Below are 18,715 nucleotides of genomic sequence, written 5' to 3'. Positions count from 1 at the left end.
GACAGCCTTAGCCAGTTAGCTTTATTTGCGTCGCTCTACTTAATTACCGAGACTCAGGATTTTGTTGCAGGCGTAATAAGGTATCGTAAACCTGCCGTTTTAACGTATTGTTATTTTGTAATTCTATAGTAATTTTGTTGAACTCATCAAATTTCAAACCATTATCTTCGACAATTTTTTGAGCCTGGGTACAGTAACTCACCGCGATATCTTGAGCCTTCTTGGGAAGAGCATTTATGCTATTAGGATCGTTACAAACAATTTTAGGAATTTCTCCATTGCCAATGAGTTGTTTAATTTCTTCAAAGGCATTTTGACGGGCTGGCTCCATTGCTAGCACCGCTTGAGCGTAGCTGTTGATTTGTGTATTGTCAACTATTGGTGGTGAAGTTTGAGCGTCAGCTTTTGAACTCAATGAAAAAGCGTTGGAAATCACACCCATAGTAGCGATCGCGCCGAAAAAGAATGATTGTAAAAGGATTCGCTTTCGGCTAGTTCGGGAAAATAAATGGGAAATTTTTTTCATATAGTGTGTGACACAAAACTACATCAGGGATATTATAAGAACTTTGAATTATTTTCGGAGCTGGAAGTTCCAGCGACTGCTTAATATATCAAGCTTTTATATTTGATTGTCAATTTCCTCGGCATACTTGACAAAGTTCGATTATTTTAGTCTGGAGTGTTGACATTTCTGATGCTCCTTGCTTCAGACTCACTTCTAATTCTAGTAATAGGGGTAAGCAAGAGATTAACTGTTGCAAAGAAAGCAGTCTAATTTCTTGCTGTAAGAAGTAGATCCGTTTGGGATTACCGATATCAGCAGCAATAGCGATCGCTTGTTGATTGCGCTCCCCACTTTCCATCATCATCTTCACCCACAGCCACGTGCGAAATTGTCCAATCAGCGTGGCAACTATCCGTAATCCCGGCTCGGAAGCATCACTCAAATCTGCCAGTGTCGTCAAAGCTTTAAGTGTATCTCCTGTTCTGATTGCTGCCGCTAATTGTAAGCTATTTTGAGTAGTATTTCTGACTAACTTGGTAATGGTATCCATATCTAAAGGTTTATTGCTACCTTGGCCATATAGCCGCAATTTCTCTAACTCATTATATAGCAAGCGTGTATCATTTCCTACAGATTCTGCCAACAACTGGGCAGTATTGGCAGTCAATTTCACGCCCACAGACAGAGCTGCTTGATTCACAGATTGCACCAGTAATTCTGTTTTCCAAGGGGGAATGAGGGGAAATTCTCGGAATTCGGTAGCAAATTGTTTTAATAATTTCGTGGATTTGAGGCGTTCATCTGGCTTGTTGCGGCTGGTGAGCAATAAAAATGAGTTTTCGGGAATGACTCTTAGCGATCGCACCAATTCTGCTAAAACATTGTCAGGACAGTGCTGACACAGAGTCGTATTTATCAGCCATACCAAGCGCCCACCAGCGCCAAAAGTCGGTGTCATGACCTGATTTAACCCCTGGATAGCAGCATCAGCTTGATCTGGGGAGAATGCAGTATAATTAAAACTTATCCATTGCGGATCGAGAACGCGATCGCGCAGCATAGCGATCGCTTTTTCCATAGCAAAATCATCCTCACCCCAGTAAACATAGATTGGCATAGATAAACCTCTTAGTACATTGAGTATGGGGCATGGGGCATTAAAATGGGAACAGACAACGAAAAAACTTGTTCAATAATTCTCCCTCATCCCCCTCATCTCCCTCATCCCCCTCATCCCCCATTACACCAAAAAAATTAAATACTTTTGAAATCATTCTGTTAATTGAGGTAATTTTCCCTAAAATCTATCAAGTGAGAGCGTGAGGCTATGAAGATTGGACGACAACTATCAAACTTACTTAAATCGGTTAGCACGACTGACGCTGCCAGAAGCCTACAAATCCCAAGCCCAGCATATTCAGGAATCTTCTAAATTTCAGCCGCATTCTGGGTTGAGACAAGCAGCGTCCTTTCCTGGCTATTCCCTAATTACCCCGCCAGCAGAAGAAGAATCACAAAACTCTGCTTTCTATGCCAAATTACAGACTTACCAACAGGAACTTTTGCAGTTGCCTGTAAACAGTAATTTGATTATACCTGTACCTTCTGCTAGCTTCCATCTGACTTTAGCGGATTTAATTTGGGACAACGCTTACCTTGTCGCCTACGAAAAAAATCCCAAATTTGACGAGGAGTTACACTCTTGTTTAGCTGAAATGTTTCAGCAATATCAACAATTGATGACAAATAGGAGTCATCCGATTAAATGGCAAATGCTGGGACTGATACTGATGCCAAGAGCTGTAGCAGTTTGTTTAGTACCTCAAGATCAACGCTGTTACGAGGAAATTATTAAATTTCGCCGAGCAATTTATCAAAATCCCAACTTAATTGCTTTGGGTATTGAGCAGCATTATCATTTCACAGCCCATATTACATTAGCCTATTTTGGGGAGGTTTCATCTGACTTAGACCGCACAAACTTCAGCACAATGCTTTCTCAATTGAATGAGAAATGGCTGTTGAATTTACCAGATTTTTCGATCAATCGCGTCGAATTGCGAAAGTTTGACAACATGACACGCTATTATCGTGAACCAGACTGGCCGATTTTAGATTTTTAAGTAATTAGTTAGTAGTTAGTGGTTTGTACTCGCTAACCACTGACTACTGATTACTTCGTTATGTCTTCCTGAGAATGAAGCAATTGTCTAAGTACAACATTTTATAAATTCGTAGCGAATTCTCTGCGAACCTTTGCGCTTCCCTTTGCGCCCCTTTGCGTTTAAATTTAAACCCTCAATTGGCCACGATTTTACGCAAAGCTGTACTAAGAGGGTGTTTGAAAAGTCATGATTGATGTGTCAAATATTTTTTACCCCACCCTAACCCTCCCCGATATATTGGGGAGGGAACCGGATTTTCTAGTTTCCCCCCTTTCCAAGGGGGGATTAAGGGGAGTAATAATTCGATTAAAATCACAGCCAACAACTTGTCAAACAACCTCTAAATGAAATCTCCAGCCGGAAATTCTTGTTTTTGATAACCGAGGTAAATTGCTTCTAAAAAAACATCAGGCGTAACAGCTTCTGGCAATTTTTCTAAATTAATAATAGCTTGAACTTGCTCGGCTAACTTTAGGGATAATAAGGTTCTTGCCTTTAACGACATTGCACCACGTCGCTGCAAATACTCACGAATCACAGCAAAATCATCGGGCATCAATGGAGATAAATCGGCAATCTGTACTAACTGTTCATGTAGTATCTTTGCCTGTTCTGAAATTATCAATGTCTTTGATGCAGTAGGTTCTTGGGCTTGAATTACAATGGTGCCAGCAGCCAAATCACCTAAGCGCTTTTCGCGGCTACCCAACATAATTAAAAAAGCGCCAATAAACAAAGTTTCATCAAAGGGTCGCAGCAAGGCCCGTAGCGTTGCTTGTTGTAACCCGATGAGTCTACCATCATCTCGAACTACGCGAATTTTAGCAACTCGTTTACCAGGGGTTTGCCCGAACCAGAAGGTTTCAAAAAATACAAAATAGCCGATGTAAATTGCAAAAGCGATCAGGAAGAAAATTGCTATTAACCAAAGTCCTAAATTCTGAGCATTTGTAATCAAGTCCTCAAAAAAATTGAAGAGTTGCGTTGAAAATACACTCCAGGTAAAGAGAAATATAAGCAAGGTTACAGTCAAAACTGTATAGTCAATCAGTAGAGCCAAAGCTCGATTACCGATTCCTGCTAAAGTAAATTCCAACTCTACACTTTCTGGAGTCTGGAATGTGATGCGATTAAAGAAGCGCATATTTTAAATAATTCAAAATTAATAGAGTTGGATTAAGGTGTTGAGTTAACGAAAATCTTGCGAGGGAGGTTCTCTTAATTGCAAACCTAGACCTTCACGCCGACTACGCAAGTCTAAGTATAAAACAGCTTTTATTGCTTGCCAGAATGGCATGATTAAAATTCCACCTATCAAGCTTCCAACCCAAGAAATAAAATACACAATCGAGTAAATAGCAGAACCTGACTCAAGTCTGATGAGAAATATGCTAGGTATATAGTTTAATACAAATACCAAGGGTAATGTAACGATAAAAGCAACTAAAACAACGCCCTGAATACGAAACACCGAGCCTTTAGTTAACTCCCAACTTCTGGCAACACTTTCGCCACCATTGATACTTTCCTCAACTGCTAAGGGCACTTCAGCTACTATCCAACGGGAGTAGAACCAGGTTAATCCTAATAATATAATAGCTGCCGTTAAAATTATTGCCAATGTGGTTGCAACTATAATGCCCGAAGCACCTAATATCCCTCCTAATGCTACTCCGATCAAGCCAGCCAGTAGACCGCCCACGATCGCCAATCCTAAATAAACTAAAAACATTGATATTCCTACTTGAAAACCAACTCTTAAAAATGACCAAAGACGTGGATTAACATGGCTGCGGGCAGTTTTAACACCTTCAGGTTGGTAAATCAATTCTCCAAAAGCCAAGCGTGAAATTAGTCCAGAAATGGCTGCATATTTTGCCCAGCCGTAGATAGGAACTAAAATCCACAAGTGAGCGATCGCAGCCAGGTTAAGATAAGTCTTCAGATGAGAACGATACAACCGTACCGCAGCACTGACAACGTTACCGATACTCAGTGGTTGTATCTGACCGGAAGATCCAAAGTTTTCAGACATAATGGTAAATTTTCCTTGAAACTACGGAGATGAATTTGAGGCTATCTTAAGCTAAGTAAGTTGGTGAGAAAAAACCCAATTATGTTACGAAACATAAATATGATTAAAACCCTTACTAATGACCAATGACCAATGACCAATGACAGCCTTAGCCAGCTAGCTTTAATTGCACCAGCCTACTTAAGTTAAACTCAGTGTTCCCAAAATTCATGAATATTCAACGTTGGATTGCGCGACGAGAACCAAATTGGCAGCGTTTGGATGCCCTATTAAGGCAGATAGAAAAGAAAGGGTTAAAATCTTTAGGGGCAGCAGAAATTAGAGAGTTAGCGAGTTTATATCGTTCAGTGGCGGCAGATTTGGCACGTGCCCGAACTCTGCAAATTGGTAATACTTTAATGCAAAGTTTACAATCTTTAGCAACTCGTGCCTATACGCAGATTTACCAAGGTTCTCGGCGACAGGAATGGCAGGCAATTCTAGAATTTTACCGTTGGGGATTACCATCTGTAGTCCAGAAAACATTTGTATACATTGCTGCTGCAACGGCGCTATTTCTATTAGGCGCACTGGTGGCTTGGTGGTATTCCTGGCAAAATCCCAGCTTCATGCCTTTGATTGTACCTGAAAGTTTGATCACCAAGGTGCGAGATGAGCATAAATTATGGATGGGGTCAATTGTCGGCGTTGAACCTCTGGCATCTAGCGGTATTATGATCAATAATTTGTCGGTGTCTTTTGGGGCTGTTGCTGGTGGGATCACGGCTGGGCTATACACAGCCTATTTGATGGTATTTAATGGCTTATTGATTGGTGCTGTTGGTACTTTAGTTGGTCAAAATAATCTAGCTTACCCTTTTTGGGCCTTTGTGTTTCCGCATGGTTCTTTGGAATTACCTGCGATCTTTTTTGCTGGGGGCGCAGGATTTTTATTAGCAAGAGCAATTTTATTTCCTGGTAAATATCGCCGTGGGGATGCACTGAAATTTTATGGTTCTCAGGCGGTGCAGCTAGTATTTGGAATTGTACCAATGTTGATTCTGGCTGGTGCGATCGAAGGCTTTTTTTCACCTAATCCCAGCATACCTGATCCAATCAAATATCTGGCAGGAATGGGATTGTTTATACTTTTGGTGATGTATTGTAGCCGCAAGAAAACTTGAAATAATTTAGGTGGCAACTGATTGGCAAATTGAAAAAATATTTTAGAATAAGGTAAATACTAACTATGTTATGACTTACGCAATAACTCTCTGAAACTCTTATTTATCTGTGTCCTTTGCGCCCTACCCTGCGGGAAGCCGCTTTGCGTCTATGCGGTTCGTTTTTTCATTATTTTGCGTAAGTCCTATATGTAAAAAAACATCAGAGGTTTAAGCTAGGATAATCATGGTACAAACATCAAATAAAATATTGACCCTAGAAGAGTTTCTCCAACTACCAGAAACTAAACCTTATTGCGAATACATCGACGGTAAAATTATTCCAAAACCTATGCCTCAAGGAAAACATAGCACTATTCAAGGAGAACTCTGTCCCACAATCAATTCTGTTGTCAAAGCACAAAAAATGGGTTGGGCTTTTCCAGAATTACGTTGCACTTTTGGGGGACGTTCTATAGTTCCCGATGTCGCTGTATTCGCTTGGGACAGGCTTCCTGTAGACGAAAATGGTGATATTGCCAATACATTTGCCGCTGCACCCGACTGGATAATCGAAATTCTCTCCCCCGAACAAAGCCATACAAAAGTTACAAGAAAAATCTTACACGCTCTCAATCACGGAACTCAAATGGGTTGGTTAATTGACCCTGATGAGCGATTCATTGCTGCTTATCCTGCAAGACAGCAGCCTTTACCTTTTGAGGAAATTGAGTCTGTTTTACCAGTGCCAGAGTTCTGCCAGGGGTTACAGTTGACAGTAGGTGATATTTTTGGGTGGTTAAAGGTGACTGCGTAACAAATACTAATCGGATTAGTTTAGCATTAAAATTTTGATAAAAATACTTTTAATAAATTAATTTAACCAATTAAATATCAATAGCTAAAAAAGTGTTTTAAATGAAAATTTAAACACATCTTAATCATATATTTATCTAACGTTAAATTAAGTTTAACCATAAAAAATGTAACTTATTTAAGGCTGGAATTACAGCAGTAAAATATTCCTTGAAGGTAATATGATTTTTTCGACCACCGTATTGAATCGTGTCGTTGCTACTTCAGTGGTGACAACTTCTATTGCACTTAGTCCATATTTTGGTGCGATCGCACAAGCTCAAACTGTCAATGGTGCAGGAGCAACTTTTCCGGCTCCGCTTTACGAACGTTATGCTCGTGAAGTTAGGAAGAAACATCCAGATTTAAAAGTTAACTATCAAGGAATTGGTAGCAGTGGCGGTATTCGTCAAGTCATCGCTGGAACCGTTGACTTTGGTGGTAGTGATGCTGCAATGAAAGATGAGGAAATCGCTAAAGTTAAGAACGGTGTAATCTTAGTACCGACAGCAGGGGGTGCTGTTTCTGTTGTTTACAATGTTCCGGGCGTTAATAATCTCAAATTGTCCCGCGCTACACTACCAGCAATTTATTCAGGTCAAATTACCAGATGGGATGACGCAAAAATTAAAGCTGATAATCCGGGTGTCAATCTACCAAATCAAACAATTAAATTTGCTGTTCGCGCTGATGGTAGCGGTACAACTTTCATTTTCACTAATCACTTGAGTGCAATTAGTGGTTATTTCAAAGGCAGAGTTGGAGCTAACACCGCTCCCAAATGGAATCTGCCAAACGTCCTCAAAGGCAAAGGTAACCCAGGTGTAGCTGCTATAGTAGCTCGTACTCCTGGTTCTATCGGTTATGTAGAATATAGCTACGCTGTCAAAAATAATCTGAAATCAGCACTGGTGCAAAATAAGAAAGGAGAATTTGTTGCTCCTTCTTTAGAATCTGCAAATGCAGCTTTAGCAACTGTGAATTTTCCAGATAATTACCGCGTTTTCGTAGGAGATCCAGGACAAGGTTATCCGATCGTCGGTCTGACTTGGATGATAGTTTACAAACAGTATGCTAATGCTTCTAAAGCTGATGCTATTAAGAAATGGATTAATTGGGTATTGAAAGACGGTCAACAGTATAACGATGACCTCAACTACACCAGAATTCCATCTGATGTGGCAAATCGGGTGCTTCAGACAGTGAATAGTACTGTCAAGCCTTAATTTGCAATTTTTAGGACTTATGCACAAGAGATCCCCCCTTAAACCAATTCGCAATTCGCAATTCGCAATTCGCAATTACGTTTTGTGTTAGCGTTCGCGGAGCGTCTCGTAGAGAAGCGTTAGCGAGTCTGCGAGCGTCCGGGGATTTAGCTGAGGCTTCAATTCGCGCTGCTTGATAGAAGCTCTTGACTTAAACCCCCAAAGTTCGTTAAAAAAGGGGGGCAAAACATTTCAAAGTCCCCCAATTTATCGGGGGATTTAGGGGGATCTAGAACGTTTTGCTACCAAGAAGAGGACTTTTCAAACATCCTCTTAGGTTTTCAATGCTTAAGTCCTGAATTTTACTACTTTCCTCTCCTAATAAGTTGAGTTAACAACTCACTCTATTAGCAATAAAAAAATCTATTTTATTGATTTGTAATGGCAAATTCATCGGAACCAGCCCGCAGAAATTCATCAGATGATTCAAATCTAGATGATGAAAATTTCAATCTAACAGCTATCGGCGGCACAAATCTCTGGTTTGACCAAGGTTTTACACGGTTAGTATACTTTTTTGCCGTGATTACCGTTGCAGTCCTATTTGCGATGAGTTGGGTAATTTCCTCCGAAGCTCTCCCAGCTATTAAGCAGTTTGGAGTGGGTTTTTTGTGGGGTCAAGATTGGGATACAGGTAATCAGATTTTTGGTGCATTACCTTATATTTATGGAACTTTGGTAAGTAGTGCGATCGCTATTTTATTCGCTGTCCCAGTGGGAATTGCAGTCGCATTAGTCACGAGTGAAAATTTCTTACCTTCATCGCTGCGAACCACCTTAGCATTTGTTGTTGAATTAATTGCAGCAATTCCTAGTGTCATTATTGGTTTGTGGGGGATTTTTGTCTTTATTCCAGTTCTCGAACCTCCACAAAAGTGGCTAGCCAGTACTTTTAAATGGATACCACTGTTTAATACAGAAGACCCTTCTGGGACTAATATGTTGACTGCTGGAATTATTCTAGCAATTATGATTTTGCCAACAATGGCAGCAATTACTCGTGATGTCTTAATAGCTATCCCTAAAGAATTACGTAGCGCGTCTATGGCCTTAGGTGGTACCCGTTGGGAAACAATTTTTCGCGTGTTGCTACCATCTGGATTTTCGGGAATAGTGAGTGCAGCAATGCTCGCCTTGGGCCGTGCGTTGGGTGAAACAATGGCTGTCACTATGGTGATTGGTAACTCTGCTCAAATCACTGCTTCTTTACTTGCTCCAGGTTATACGATTCCTTCTGTATTAGCTAATGAATTTGCCGAAGCTGAACCGGGATTACACATAGGTGCTTTAACCTATTTGGCATTGATTTTGTTTGGGTTGACTCTAGCTGTAAATGTTGGCGCTGTACTATTAGTGAAGTGGGTTGGCAGGAAAAATAAATAATACTAAGTAGGTCGGCGCAATTAAAGCTAACTGGGTAAGGTTGTCATTTGTCATTTGTCATTTGTCATTGGTCATTTGTCATTGGTAAAGATTTTAAGGCTATTTACGTTTCGTAATATAGTTTGATTTTTCGCGCAAATTTACTTATATTAGTAGTTGAAATATAGCACCAAATTTAACCTTTATCAATCAAAATTTGTAAAAAATATGAGTGGTTACATCCAGTCAAAAACTGATGAATCTTTGGCGAAAGAATTATGCAGTCCTCTGTCAACAGAACGAGTAATATTTACTTATGCAATGAATGCGATCGCCTTTGGTTTGACAGGTCTAGCACTCATTCCTTTATTATCAATTTTGTGGGAAATTATCATCCGAGGCATATCTGGGCTGAAATCAGAGATGTTTGTCAAAACAGTTATTGACAATGGCTTTGGCAATGCCATCCTGGGAACCATAGTTATGGTGTTAGTTGGTGCTATTTTAAGCATTCCCACAGGAATAATGACAGGAATTTTCTTGGCGGAATTTGGTCAAACTAACTCCATTGCTAGTTTTGTTCGTTTCATCAGCAGTATTCTGACAGGTGTACCCTCAATTGTTGTAGGCGTATTCGCGTACGGTGTGATAGTTTTGGTAACTAAAGGATTTAGTGCGATCGCAGGTGGTTTTGCTTTAGCCGTAATTATGCTACCTGTAATTATACTGACAACAGAAGAATCCTTAAAACTTATTCCGACATCTCAACGCCTCGCTTCTGCTGCTTTGGGCGGAACTCATTTCCAAACTACTTCTCGCATCGTTGTGACTGCTGCAATTCCCGGAATTACCACAGGCATTTTATTAGCTGTAGCTCGTGCTGCTGGTGAAACAGCACCCTTAATTTTTACTGCCTTATTTAGTCTAGATTGGTCAGAAGGATTGTTAAGTCCAACAGCTTCCTTACCAGTACTGATTTTTAACCTCTATAACGACCCAGACCCGGAAAAAGGCCAATTAGTATGGACTACTTCTATAGTTCTACTAAGCTTAATTTTATGTGTCAGTATTCTTTCTCGCTTAGTTATTAGCCAGAGAAAACTAAAGTAAAAATAAATTTTTGTTTTATTTCACACCTTGGGAAAGCATGAGTAACCTAATTCCAGCTATCAAAGTTAAAAATATCAGCTTTTACTATGGCACAACAAAAGCAATCGAAGGGGTGTCAATAGATATTTATCAGAATCAAGTAACCGCAATTATTGGCCCTAGCGGTTGTGGTAAATCTACCTTTATCAAAATTCTTAATCGCATTAGCGAATTAGAAGGGCCCGTAAAAGTTGAAGGAAATGTAGAATTTTTTGGTCAGGATATTTATACTCCTCGTGTCAACATCAATCGGTTACGCCGCCAAATCGGTATGGTGTTCCAAAAACCGAATCCTTTTCCTATAAGTATTTACGAAAATGTTGCCTACGGGATGAGAATAGCAGGCAGGTACTCCAAATTAGAATTAGATGAAATTGTCGAATCTGCCCTTAAAAGCGCTGCTCTTTGGAATGAAGTGAAAGATAAGTTGGATAAATCAGCTTTAGGGCTTTCTGGTGGTCAACAACAAAGATTATGTATTGCCCGTGCTTTAGCAGTCAAGCCAAAAGTTCTGCTAATGGATGAGCCTTGCTCGGCTCTTGACCCCATCGCTACCATGAAAGTTGAAGAACTGCTCCATAGTTTACAGTCGGAGTTGACAATTGCGATCGTTACCCACAATATGCAGCAAGCTGCTCGCGTCTCTGATTTTACAGCTTTCTTTAGCACCGATGAAAGTCGGATTGGTCAAATGGTTGAATTTGGCGCTACAGAGCAAATCTTTAAGAACCCACTAGACCCCCGCACCCGCGACTACATATCAGGGCGTTTCGGTTAAGGTATGTTTTAGAGGGTGTTTGAAAAGTATTTTTGGTAACATCTAAGCCTGCCAAACCTAGCCCCCCTAGAGCGTGTTTTCAAACTCTCACAAAAGGGCTGAAACTGTTTTTTTACGAACCACAGAGGCGCAGAGAACGCAGAGAGAAGAGAAGGAGGAAATGCTTAACCCAAGTGTATTGCCCCACTGCCTACTCGTAATGAGACGATCGCCTTGACCAATTCTTCTGGGTCTACAGGTTTAGAAATATGCCGTTGAAATCCCACAGCGATCGCTTGTTGATAATCCATTTCACCAGCATAGGCTGTTAAAGCGATCGCGGGAATTGTCCCCCCTTGCTCTGGTTTGAGACTTCTTACCTGTCGCATCAGCATATAACCATCCATTTCTGGCATCCCAATATCGCTGATCATCAGATTTGGCTGGGATTGACTCAGTGCAGTTAATGCTTCAATGGCTGAGGCGACAACGGTAACAGTTGCACCATACTGCTCCAGCATGAAGGGCAAAAACTCTCGCATATCTCCATCATCATCCACCACGAGAATCTCTAAGCCAGACAGGGGCGAAGACTGAGTTGTCACAACTGAGGAGTTATCTTGTGCATTCTTAGTTCCTTTATTTTCATCCTGTAAGCAGGGAAATCTGACAGTGAAAGTCGCTCCTTTTCCTTCGCCTAGACTTTCTGCTTGCACAGTCCCCCCATGAAGTTCTACGAGATGGCGGACGATCGCTAATCCTAAACCTAAACCGCCAAATGTTCGAGTTGTCGCCCCATCTGCTTGACGGAAATAATCAAAGACATAAGGTAAGAACTCAGGTGCAATCCCCTTCCCTGTGTCAGTGACGCAGATTTGTAACTGTGAGCCAACTTGCTCTAATTTAATTTTTACCTCTCCACCGATGGGAGTAAATTTAATGGCGTTAGAAAGGATATTCCAAATGACTTGTTGCAAGCGATTGGCATCACCTAAAACTTGCCCAACACCAGATTCAAAAATTTTCTGAATCTGGATAGACTTAGCCTCGGCCGATAAACGCACTGTCTCGATGGCAGCTTCAATGACTGATACTAAATTAATCCGCCCGAAGTTGAGGTTAAGTTTACCCTGAAGGATGCGGGAAACATCGAGTAAATCTTCAATCAATTGAGTTTGTAACTTGGCATTGCGCTCAATAGTTTCGAGGGCGCGATCGCTGGTTGCTTGGTCAAGTTTGCGGCTGCGCATCAGTTTTGCCCAACCCAGAATCGGATTGAGCGGTGTTCTCAGTTCATGGGACAACACAGCGAGAAATTCATCTTTGATGCGATTTGCTGATTCCGCAGCACTTCTGGCCGTTCGTTCGGCTTCATAAAGATGGGCGCGAGCGATGGCTTGGGCGCATTGTTGAGCAACAGCCAAGATAAATGCTTGATCTTCTCCATTCAGTTGTTGAGGCTGGGCAAATCCCAAACTTATACCGCCAACTGCCCAACCTTCGACCATCAATGGAATAGAAATCCAGGTATTAATGTCATATTGGGCGTAAATTTCTGCTAAATGCGGGTGAGGAGCTACCCGATTTTCTCTTGTTTCAGCCCAAATAGGTTTCCCAGTCCGCACAGCTTCGGCTAAGGAAGAGGGTGAATCGATCGCAAAATTCCGGCAAGCGTGTATCAAATCCTGCTTATAGCCAACCGCCCGCAGAATTTCCAGTTCAGTTTTCCCTTCATTCACCAAGGCGACGAGGGCAGAGCTGGCTCCCAAGGCAGCCATGCTCTGCTCGACAATGACTTCAGAGACTTGGGCTGGTGTCAGGGATTCTGAAAGAGCAGCTGTGATCGATTGCAGACGAGCAATGCGCTCCAAGGCTTGTTCTGCCGTTTTTTGTGCTTGCTGCGCTTCTTGGTAAAGGCGGGCATTATCAATGGCGATCGCCGCACGATGAGCAACATCTTCGGCTAATGAGAGGTCAGCCGTGCTGTAACGACGTTCTGATTCAGCAGTCACAAAGGATATGGCACCAAAAATTCTTCCACGTGCCATTAATGGTAAGATAATACATGATTTTAAACGAAGCTCACGTAAAATCCGCAGATATTCTGGATCTTGGATGGCTGCTGCTAGGACTGCATCTGAAATTTCAGCGATCATTTCACCTTGTCCAGTACGCATAACTTTAGGCGCACCCTCATCTGCATCCAAATGTCTGGGATAACGCTGATAGATTTCCCAAGCGAGTTTTACTTTCTCTGGATCTCGGTGAGCAACTGCAACCCGATGAATTGATTGGTTGTCTTGCAAGAGGTCAACGCTGCACCAATCGGCAAAGTAAGGCACAACTAGATTAGCCACACTTGCTAGTGTGCTTTCGTAATTGAGGGAAGAGGCGAGGGTTGTACTGACTTCAGCTAAAAACGCTGCTCGTTGCTGATCGGCTTCTGCTTCTTGTCGAGCAGTTTGCTCCTGAATCAGTTGGATACGTTCCGCTTCCGATTGTTTACGCTCTGTGATATCAAGGACAACACCACTCATGTGTGTGGCTTTACCTGCTTCATTGAAAAAGGCTTTTCCGCGACAGGCTGCGTGGCGGATACTGCCGTCATGCCGAATAATTCGATATTCTAAATTATGCTCCACGCCTTGGTTAATCGCTCGACTTAACGATTGAGCCAGCAATCCTCGATCATCTGGATGCACACGAGCTAAAATTGCTTCGGAAGTACCCGCAAAGGTTTCCGGTGTTAACCCAAATAGTTGATAAATTTGCTCATCCCAGTCAAAGCGGTCATTGGTAATATTCCAACTCCAAACACCGATTTGGGCAGATTTTAACGCTAGGTTAAGTTGCTCTTGGCTGTCTTCTAGACCTTGATAAAGACGAGCATTTTCTAGAGAAATGGCAATTTGGACTGTCAATATCTCCAGCACGGAAAGTTTATCCTGTGTAAATGCACTGGAAATCAGATTATTTTCTAAATATAAGATACCAAGTAATTTCGACTGACGAGCGATCGGCAAACAAAGTACAGATTTAGGTTGCTTTTGAATTACATACTCGTCTTTTGAAAACAGATTCTGCTCAGTAGCATTCTGCAAAATCACTGTTTCTTGAGTTCGCTGAACATAATTAAGTATTGATTGCGGAATCAACTGTGAAATTTCACCCTCTAATACAGGTCGAGAAACATTGAGCTTTTCTGCTTGGGGATTAACCTTAGCTTCTACTTCAATCACCAGATTTTGCTCGTGTTCCAGTAACAAATAACCAATTTCTGCTCCTGCTTGCTCGATGACAATTTGCATTAATGTCTTCAACAACCGAGAAAAAACAATTTCACTAGATATGCTTTGAGAGGCTTTAACTACTGATAAAAAGTCTAAATGCTCACCTGTGGTAATAAACGTTCCATTAGAGATAAGCTGTTGTTGTGGCAATAGTTGAAGATACGATTCTTCAAGGTGCTTGACTTTAGCAGATGCCTCCCAGCGCACATAAGCATTTTTAGCTGCTTGTAAGTAAGTTTTGCCAATTAATTCAAACTCTCGTTCCAAGTAAAACTTAGCAGCTAGCTCATTAGCTAAAGCCTCATATTGCACAAATCCCTGCTCACCGGCTGAAGCAATTGATTGCTCATACAGGCGCATTGCTTCCAAGTCTCTACCTTCAATCCGAGCTATTTCCGCAGCTACTAATTGAGACTTGTGTAAAAAGTTTGCAGGGCAGTGATTAGCCCAGTATTGCAATTGCTGCTGATGAGATTCTAAGGTTTGCAAAAACTGTTCTTGCTCTTCATTAGATATTGTTGGATAAAGAGCCGTTAGAGTCAATGAGTAATATAAAATGTAATCTGTTTCAATTGGTAATGCCAGTGTCTTTACAGTAAACTTGGATAATTCTAAGACAGAATTCAGTGCTTCTGCATACTGTCGATATGTGAAAAATATAATTAATTTGATAATGTGATAAAAAATAATTCCACTGACAAAACCTGCATCTGTAATTACACACAAAGCGTGTGATTCATCAAAATTATCATCACTTAGAGTCAGGTTATGGTGAGTGAGTCCACGCAGATTCATCAGTAACATCTGCTGTAATCTGATGGTCTGATAGACAGCCTCATGTTTCGACTGGTGAGCAAAGGCGGTATATTTTTCTAAAGATTTATATGTATCTGCAAGTGGAGTGCCTAACTGGATAATTTGCCACGAGCCTTGATAGCCGTTATAATTCGCCATCGTCACATCACCTGCTTCGACACAACCGATAAATCCCCGTTCTAAAAAGGGAATATCGCTAGCAATATGGTTACGCCAAACGTTGATGTGGCTTCCATGAATATGTAGAACAGTTCCTCGAAGTTTCAAGTCATGCAACTTTTCATTCAATTGAATTGTCATCTCCGAAAACGCGTAACCCGTAGGAATATCATGGAAGATAGAGACTAACAGTATAGCGTACATACTGTAAGCGAAACATGAATCTTCCGTATTACCAAACTTGAGTGAGTAATTAAGAGCTTTAAGTACAACTAAGGGAAAGAGAGCAGGTCTAGCGAGATAAGTTGGTGGGCCTAATGTTGTCAACAGACTAATCAGTGTTTTAATATTTGAATCTTGGATTACCGGAGCATTAATTAAATCAGAGACTTGTCTATCACCTAAATTGATCAATACCTGGTTTTTCTCAATGGCGATCGCACTTTCCACTTCTTCATTGGTATCAGGTAATTTAACCCCAAAAAGTTTTAAAGATTCTAATCCTAATTTCAGCGCTTCTTCATATCTACCTGCAACTTGATAGAGTCTGATTTGCAGCATATAAATATTAGATTTCTCTACATGAGATTTTGCTTTCAGCAATAGTAGCTCAAATAATTTTTCTGCTTCCTCTAAATTTCCGGTTAAAAATTCACACTCAGCCGATTCTCTAAATAAAGTAAATGTTTGTTCATATTGTTCAATCCAGGCATTTTTAGCCAAAAGATTCATAGCAACACTAAAAAATCTTTTAGCAGGAGTGTAGGCTGTAGAAGCTTTTGCCTTTTTACCAGCGATTAAATTCAATCGCAGTAATTCATTTTTTTCTGTCTGTTCAACAATCAGAACCACCGCCAGATTAAGCTGATTTACTAGATCAAAAATTTGCTCATTAACTTCTTCATCACTAGCATTTTTCAGCAAAAGTTGCCCAATCTTCAGGTGAACAGCCGACTTTGATTCATCAGGAATTAGGGCATAAGCCGCTTGTTGAACTCGGTCATGGTAGAAACGATAGTTTTTATCAGCATTCTCATCTGACTCAATGGAAACAATTAATCCTCTTAAAATTGCTTCAACAAGTGCATTTGCCGTTTCTTCAATGGATTGTTCGCCAACAAGTGCCAAAACTTCTAAATCAAAACGATTACCGATGCAGGAGGCTAATTTAAGCACCTCTTGAGTTGCTTTTGGTAATTTTTGCATCCGCCCAATCATCAAACTGACAATATTATCTGTAATACCTTGAGCTTCAATCTGAGCTAGATTCCATTGCCACCCTCCTTGTACCCCCCTCTGTCCCCCCTTACCAAGGGGGGACAGAGGGGGGTCAAAATTGAGTAGATTTTCTTGATGGAGTGTTTTGAGAAATTCATTGACAAAAAATGGATTACCGCCAGTTTTTTGGATAATTAATTGAGCAAGGGGTTCTACTTGTTCTGGTGAACTATGCAACGTATCAGCAATTAACTGATTAACATAAACAAGATTCAACGGTGTAAGTATAATTTCAGTCGTTCTTGCCCCATGCTGACGCACCTTCTCTATCATCAAATTGAAAGGATGCACAATATCTACTTCGTTATCTCGATACGCTAAAACGAAGCAGAGATGTTGGATACTAGAGCCAGTAATAATAATTTGAATTAAATTCAAAGTAGCGGTGTCTGCCCACTGCATATCATCTAAAAAAACAGTGAGTGGATGCTCTTTTTGAGCAAAGACGCTGATAAAATTCTGAAATACCAAATTGAATCGGTTTTGAGATTCGGCAGGCCCCAACTCTGGTATAGGAGACTGTTCTCCAACGATTAATTCAACTTCTGGAATTACATCTGTGATTAGTTTCCCATTGTTCCCTAATGCTGTTTGTATTCGCTTTTTCCAAGTAGCAAGTTGATTTTCCGGCTGCGTTAAAATTTGTCGAGCCAGTGTTTGAAAAGCTTGGACAATGGTGGAATACGGAATATCTCGTTTGTACTGATCAAATTTACCAGAGATAAAAACGCCGCGTTCTCTGACAATGGGCTTGTGAATCTCCTTCACTAGCGAAGATTTACCAACCCCAGCATAGCCAGAAACTAACACGAGTTCTGGTTTACCTTGACTAACCACTCGCTCAAATGCTTGTAGAAGCTTGGCTATTTCTGGTTCTCGCCCATACAATTTTTGAGGAATTTGAAAGCGTTCTGAAATATCTTGCTCACCCAAAATAAAGGATTGAATTTGTCCAGTTGTCTCTAATTGCTCTAAGCATTTTTGCAAATCAAATTGTAAACCTAAAGCGCTCTGATACCTCTGTTCTGCAACCTTCGACAGCAATTTCATGATGATGTCACAAAGTATTTGGGGAATATCAGAGTTCAGCTTGTTTGGGGATAACGGAGATTTGGCAATATGACAATGCACCCACTCTAAGGGGTCTTTGCCTTGAAACGGTAGCTGACCTGTGAGCATCTCATAAAAGGTGACTCCCAGAGAATACAAATCGCTACGATGGTCAATTCCTCGATTCATCCGCCCGGTTTGCTCAGGCGATAAATAAGGTAAACTGCCTTCAATGCGACTGGAACTGCTAATTATTTGCTGCTGGTAGGGAATAAAGGCAGCAATGCCAAAATCGGCAATTTTGACTTGATTAGTTTCGAGGTTAAGTAAGATATTTTGTGGCTTAATATCCTTGTGAACAATATGATGAGTGTGGATTTGGGCAAGTTTGCTGGTGATTTCAATGGCAATCTTCAGAAACGGCACAGGCTGTTGAAATTGGTCTAAAAACTGGTCAAGCGATCGCGCCTGAAAATCCTCCATAATTAAATAAGGGATTCCCTGATGCATCTCCAAGGCGTAGACAATGAGGGCTGCTGTGGTATTTAACCTTTGAGCGATCGCATACTCATGTTTTAGTTGTTCAACATTATTGGGTGTACACTGTTCTGGACGTAGCCCTTTGATAATTACTGGACACTGGTCTTGAACCTTAATTCCACGGTATATGACTGCTTTTACCCCTGCTTTTAACAAAGTGGCAATTTTAAATCCGGGTAATGCAATCATCATGCCAAGTACTCCAGCCGTGCTTCTTCAGGGATAATTCGAGCTTAATTGTATTTTAGATACATTTCTTCGGGCAGATGAAATTTACTGATATCAGGTTCGGATAATCACTTCTGCTGACTCTCCAGACAAAAATAAGCTAAAATTCAAGCAGA

The 18,715-nt window shown here is 40.9% G+C and carries 13 protein-coding genes; 8 read left to right on the top strand and 5 right to left on the bottom strand.

The genetic code is table 11. The features are described 5' to 3' along the window. Positions 1–43: 43 nt before the first annotated feature. On the bottom strand, positions 44–526 hold the full coding sequence (locus LC605_RS03455; protein WP_229546176.1) for a DUF4168 domain-containing protein: 483 nt from the start codon (positions 524–526) through the stop codon (positions 44–46). Between the two features lie 109 nt (positions 527–635). Beyond that, entirely contained in the window at positions 636–1,625 is a 990-nt protein-coding gene (gene holA / locus LC605_RS03450) for a DNA polymerase III subunit delta (RefSeq protein WP_229546175.1), read from the bottom strand. 68 nt (positions 1,626–1,693) lie between these two features. Here holA and LC605_RS03445 point away from each other — a divergent pair, with 68 nt between their 5' ends. Both LC605_RS03445 and LC605_RS03440 read left to right on the top strand, forming a co-directional pair. Then, positions 1,694–1,831: a hypothetical protein gene (locus tag LC605_RS03445; RefSeq protein ID WP_229546174.1), complete on the top strand. Its 138-nt coding sequence runs from the start codon at positions 1,694–1,696 to the stop codon at positions 1,829–1,831. A gap of 11 nt (positions 1,832–1,842) precedes the next feature. Then, positions 1,843–2,631 (top strand): DUF1868 domain-containing protein, encoded by a 789-nt coding sequence (locus LC605_RS03440; RefSeq protein WP_229546173.1) that lies wholly within the window; start codon positions 1,843–1,845, stop codon positions 2,629–2,631. A 382-nt stretch (positions 2,632–3,013) separates the two neighbouring features. Here the strand turns inward: LC605_RS03440 and LC605_RS03435 are convergent, their stop codons facing one another. After that, positions 3,014–3,817: an RDD family protein gene (locus LC605_RS03435; RefSeq protein ID WP_229546172.1), complete on the bottom strand. Its 804-nt coding sequence runs from the start codon at positions 3,815–3,817 to the stop codon at positions 3,014–3,016. A 45-nt stretch (positions 3,818–3,862) separates the two neighbouring features. After that, the gene (locus LC605_RS03430; protein WP_229546171.1) at positions 3,863–4,708 is read right to left on the bottom strand and encodes a hypothetical protein; all 846 of its coding nucleotides are present in this window, start codon (positions 4,706–4,708) and stop codon (positions 3,863–3,865) included. A 209-nt stretch (positions 4,709–4,917) separates the two neighbouring features. Between LC605_RS03430 and LC605_RS03425 the strand changes: the two genes are divergently transcribed. The 6 genes from LC605_RS03425 (at position 4,918) to pstB (ending at position 11,259) form a co-directional block, all read left to right on the top strand. Continuing rightward, positions 4,918–5,871: a stage II sporulation protein M gene (locus LC605_RS03425; protein ID WP_229546170.1), complete on the top strand. Its 954-nt coding sequence runs from the start codon at positions 4,918–4,920 to the stop codon at positions 5,869–5,871. A 226-nt stretch (positions 5,872–6,097) separates the two neighbouring features. Beyond that, positions 6,098–6,667, top strand: a complete 570-nt coding sequence (locus LC605_RS03420; protein WP_229546169.1) for a Uma2 family endonuclease — start codon at positions 6,098–6,100, stop codon at positions 6,665–6,667. Positions 6,668–6,887: 220 nt separating this feature from the next. Then, positions 6,888–7,931 carry a phosphate ABC transporter substrate-binding protein PstS gene (pstS, locus tag LC605_RS03415; RefSeq protein ID WP_229546168.1) on the top strand — a complete coding sequence of 348 codons (1,044 nt, stop codon included), beginning with the start codon at positions 6,888–6,890 and terminating at the stop codon, positions 7,929–7,931. Between the two features lie 420 nt (positions 7,932–8,351). Further along, positions 8,352–9,353: a phosphate ABC transporter permease subunit PstC gene (pstC, locus tag LC605_RS03410; RefSeq protein WP_229546167.1), complete on the top strand. Its 1,002-nt coding sequence runs from the start codon at positions 8,352–8,354 to the stop codon at positions 9,351–9,353. A gap of 207 nt (positions 9,354–9,560) precedes the next feature. Continuing rightward, positions 9,561–10,442, top strand: coding sequence for a phosphate ABC transporter permease PstA (gene pstA, locus LC605_RS03405; RefSeq protein ID WP_229546166.1), 882 nt, complete (start codon positions 9,561–9,563; stop codon positions 10,440–10,442). A 37-nt stretch (positions 10,443–10,479) separates the two neighbouring features. Continuing rightward, positions 10,480–11,259: a phosphate ABC transporter ATP-binding protein PstB gene (gene pstB / locus LC605_RS03400; protein ID WP_229546165.1), complete on the top strand. Its 780-nt coding sequence runs from the start codon at positions 10,480–10,482 to the stop codon at positions 11,257–11,259. A gap of 164 nt (positions 11,260–11,423) precedes the next feature. Here the strand turns inward: pstB and LC605_RS03395 are convergent, their stop codons facing one another. Further along, entirely contained in the window at positions 11,424–18,563 is a 7,140-nt protein-coding gene (locus tag LC605_RS03395; protein ID WP_229546164.1) for an AAA family ATPase, read from the bottom strand. Positions 18,564–18,715 lie beyond the last annotated feature (152 nt).

It is taken from the genome of Nostoc sp. CHAB 5836, assembly GCF_020829445.1.
Lineage (GTDB): Bacteria > Cyanobacteriota > Cyanobacteriia > Cyanobacteriales > Nostocaceae > Nostoc.
This window is presented reverse-complemented; position numbering and strand designations above follow the sequence as displayed.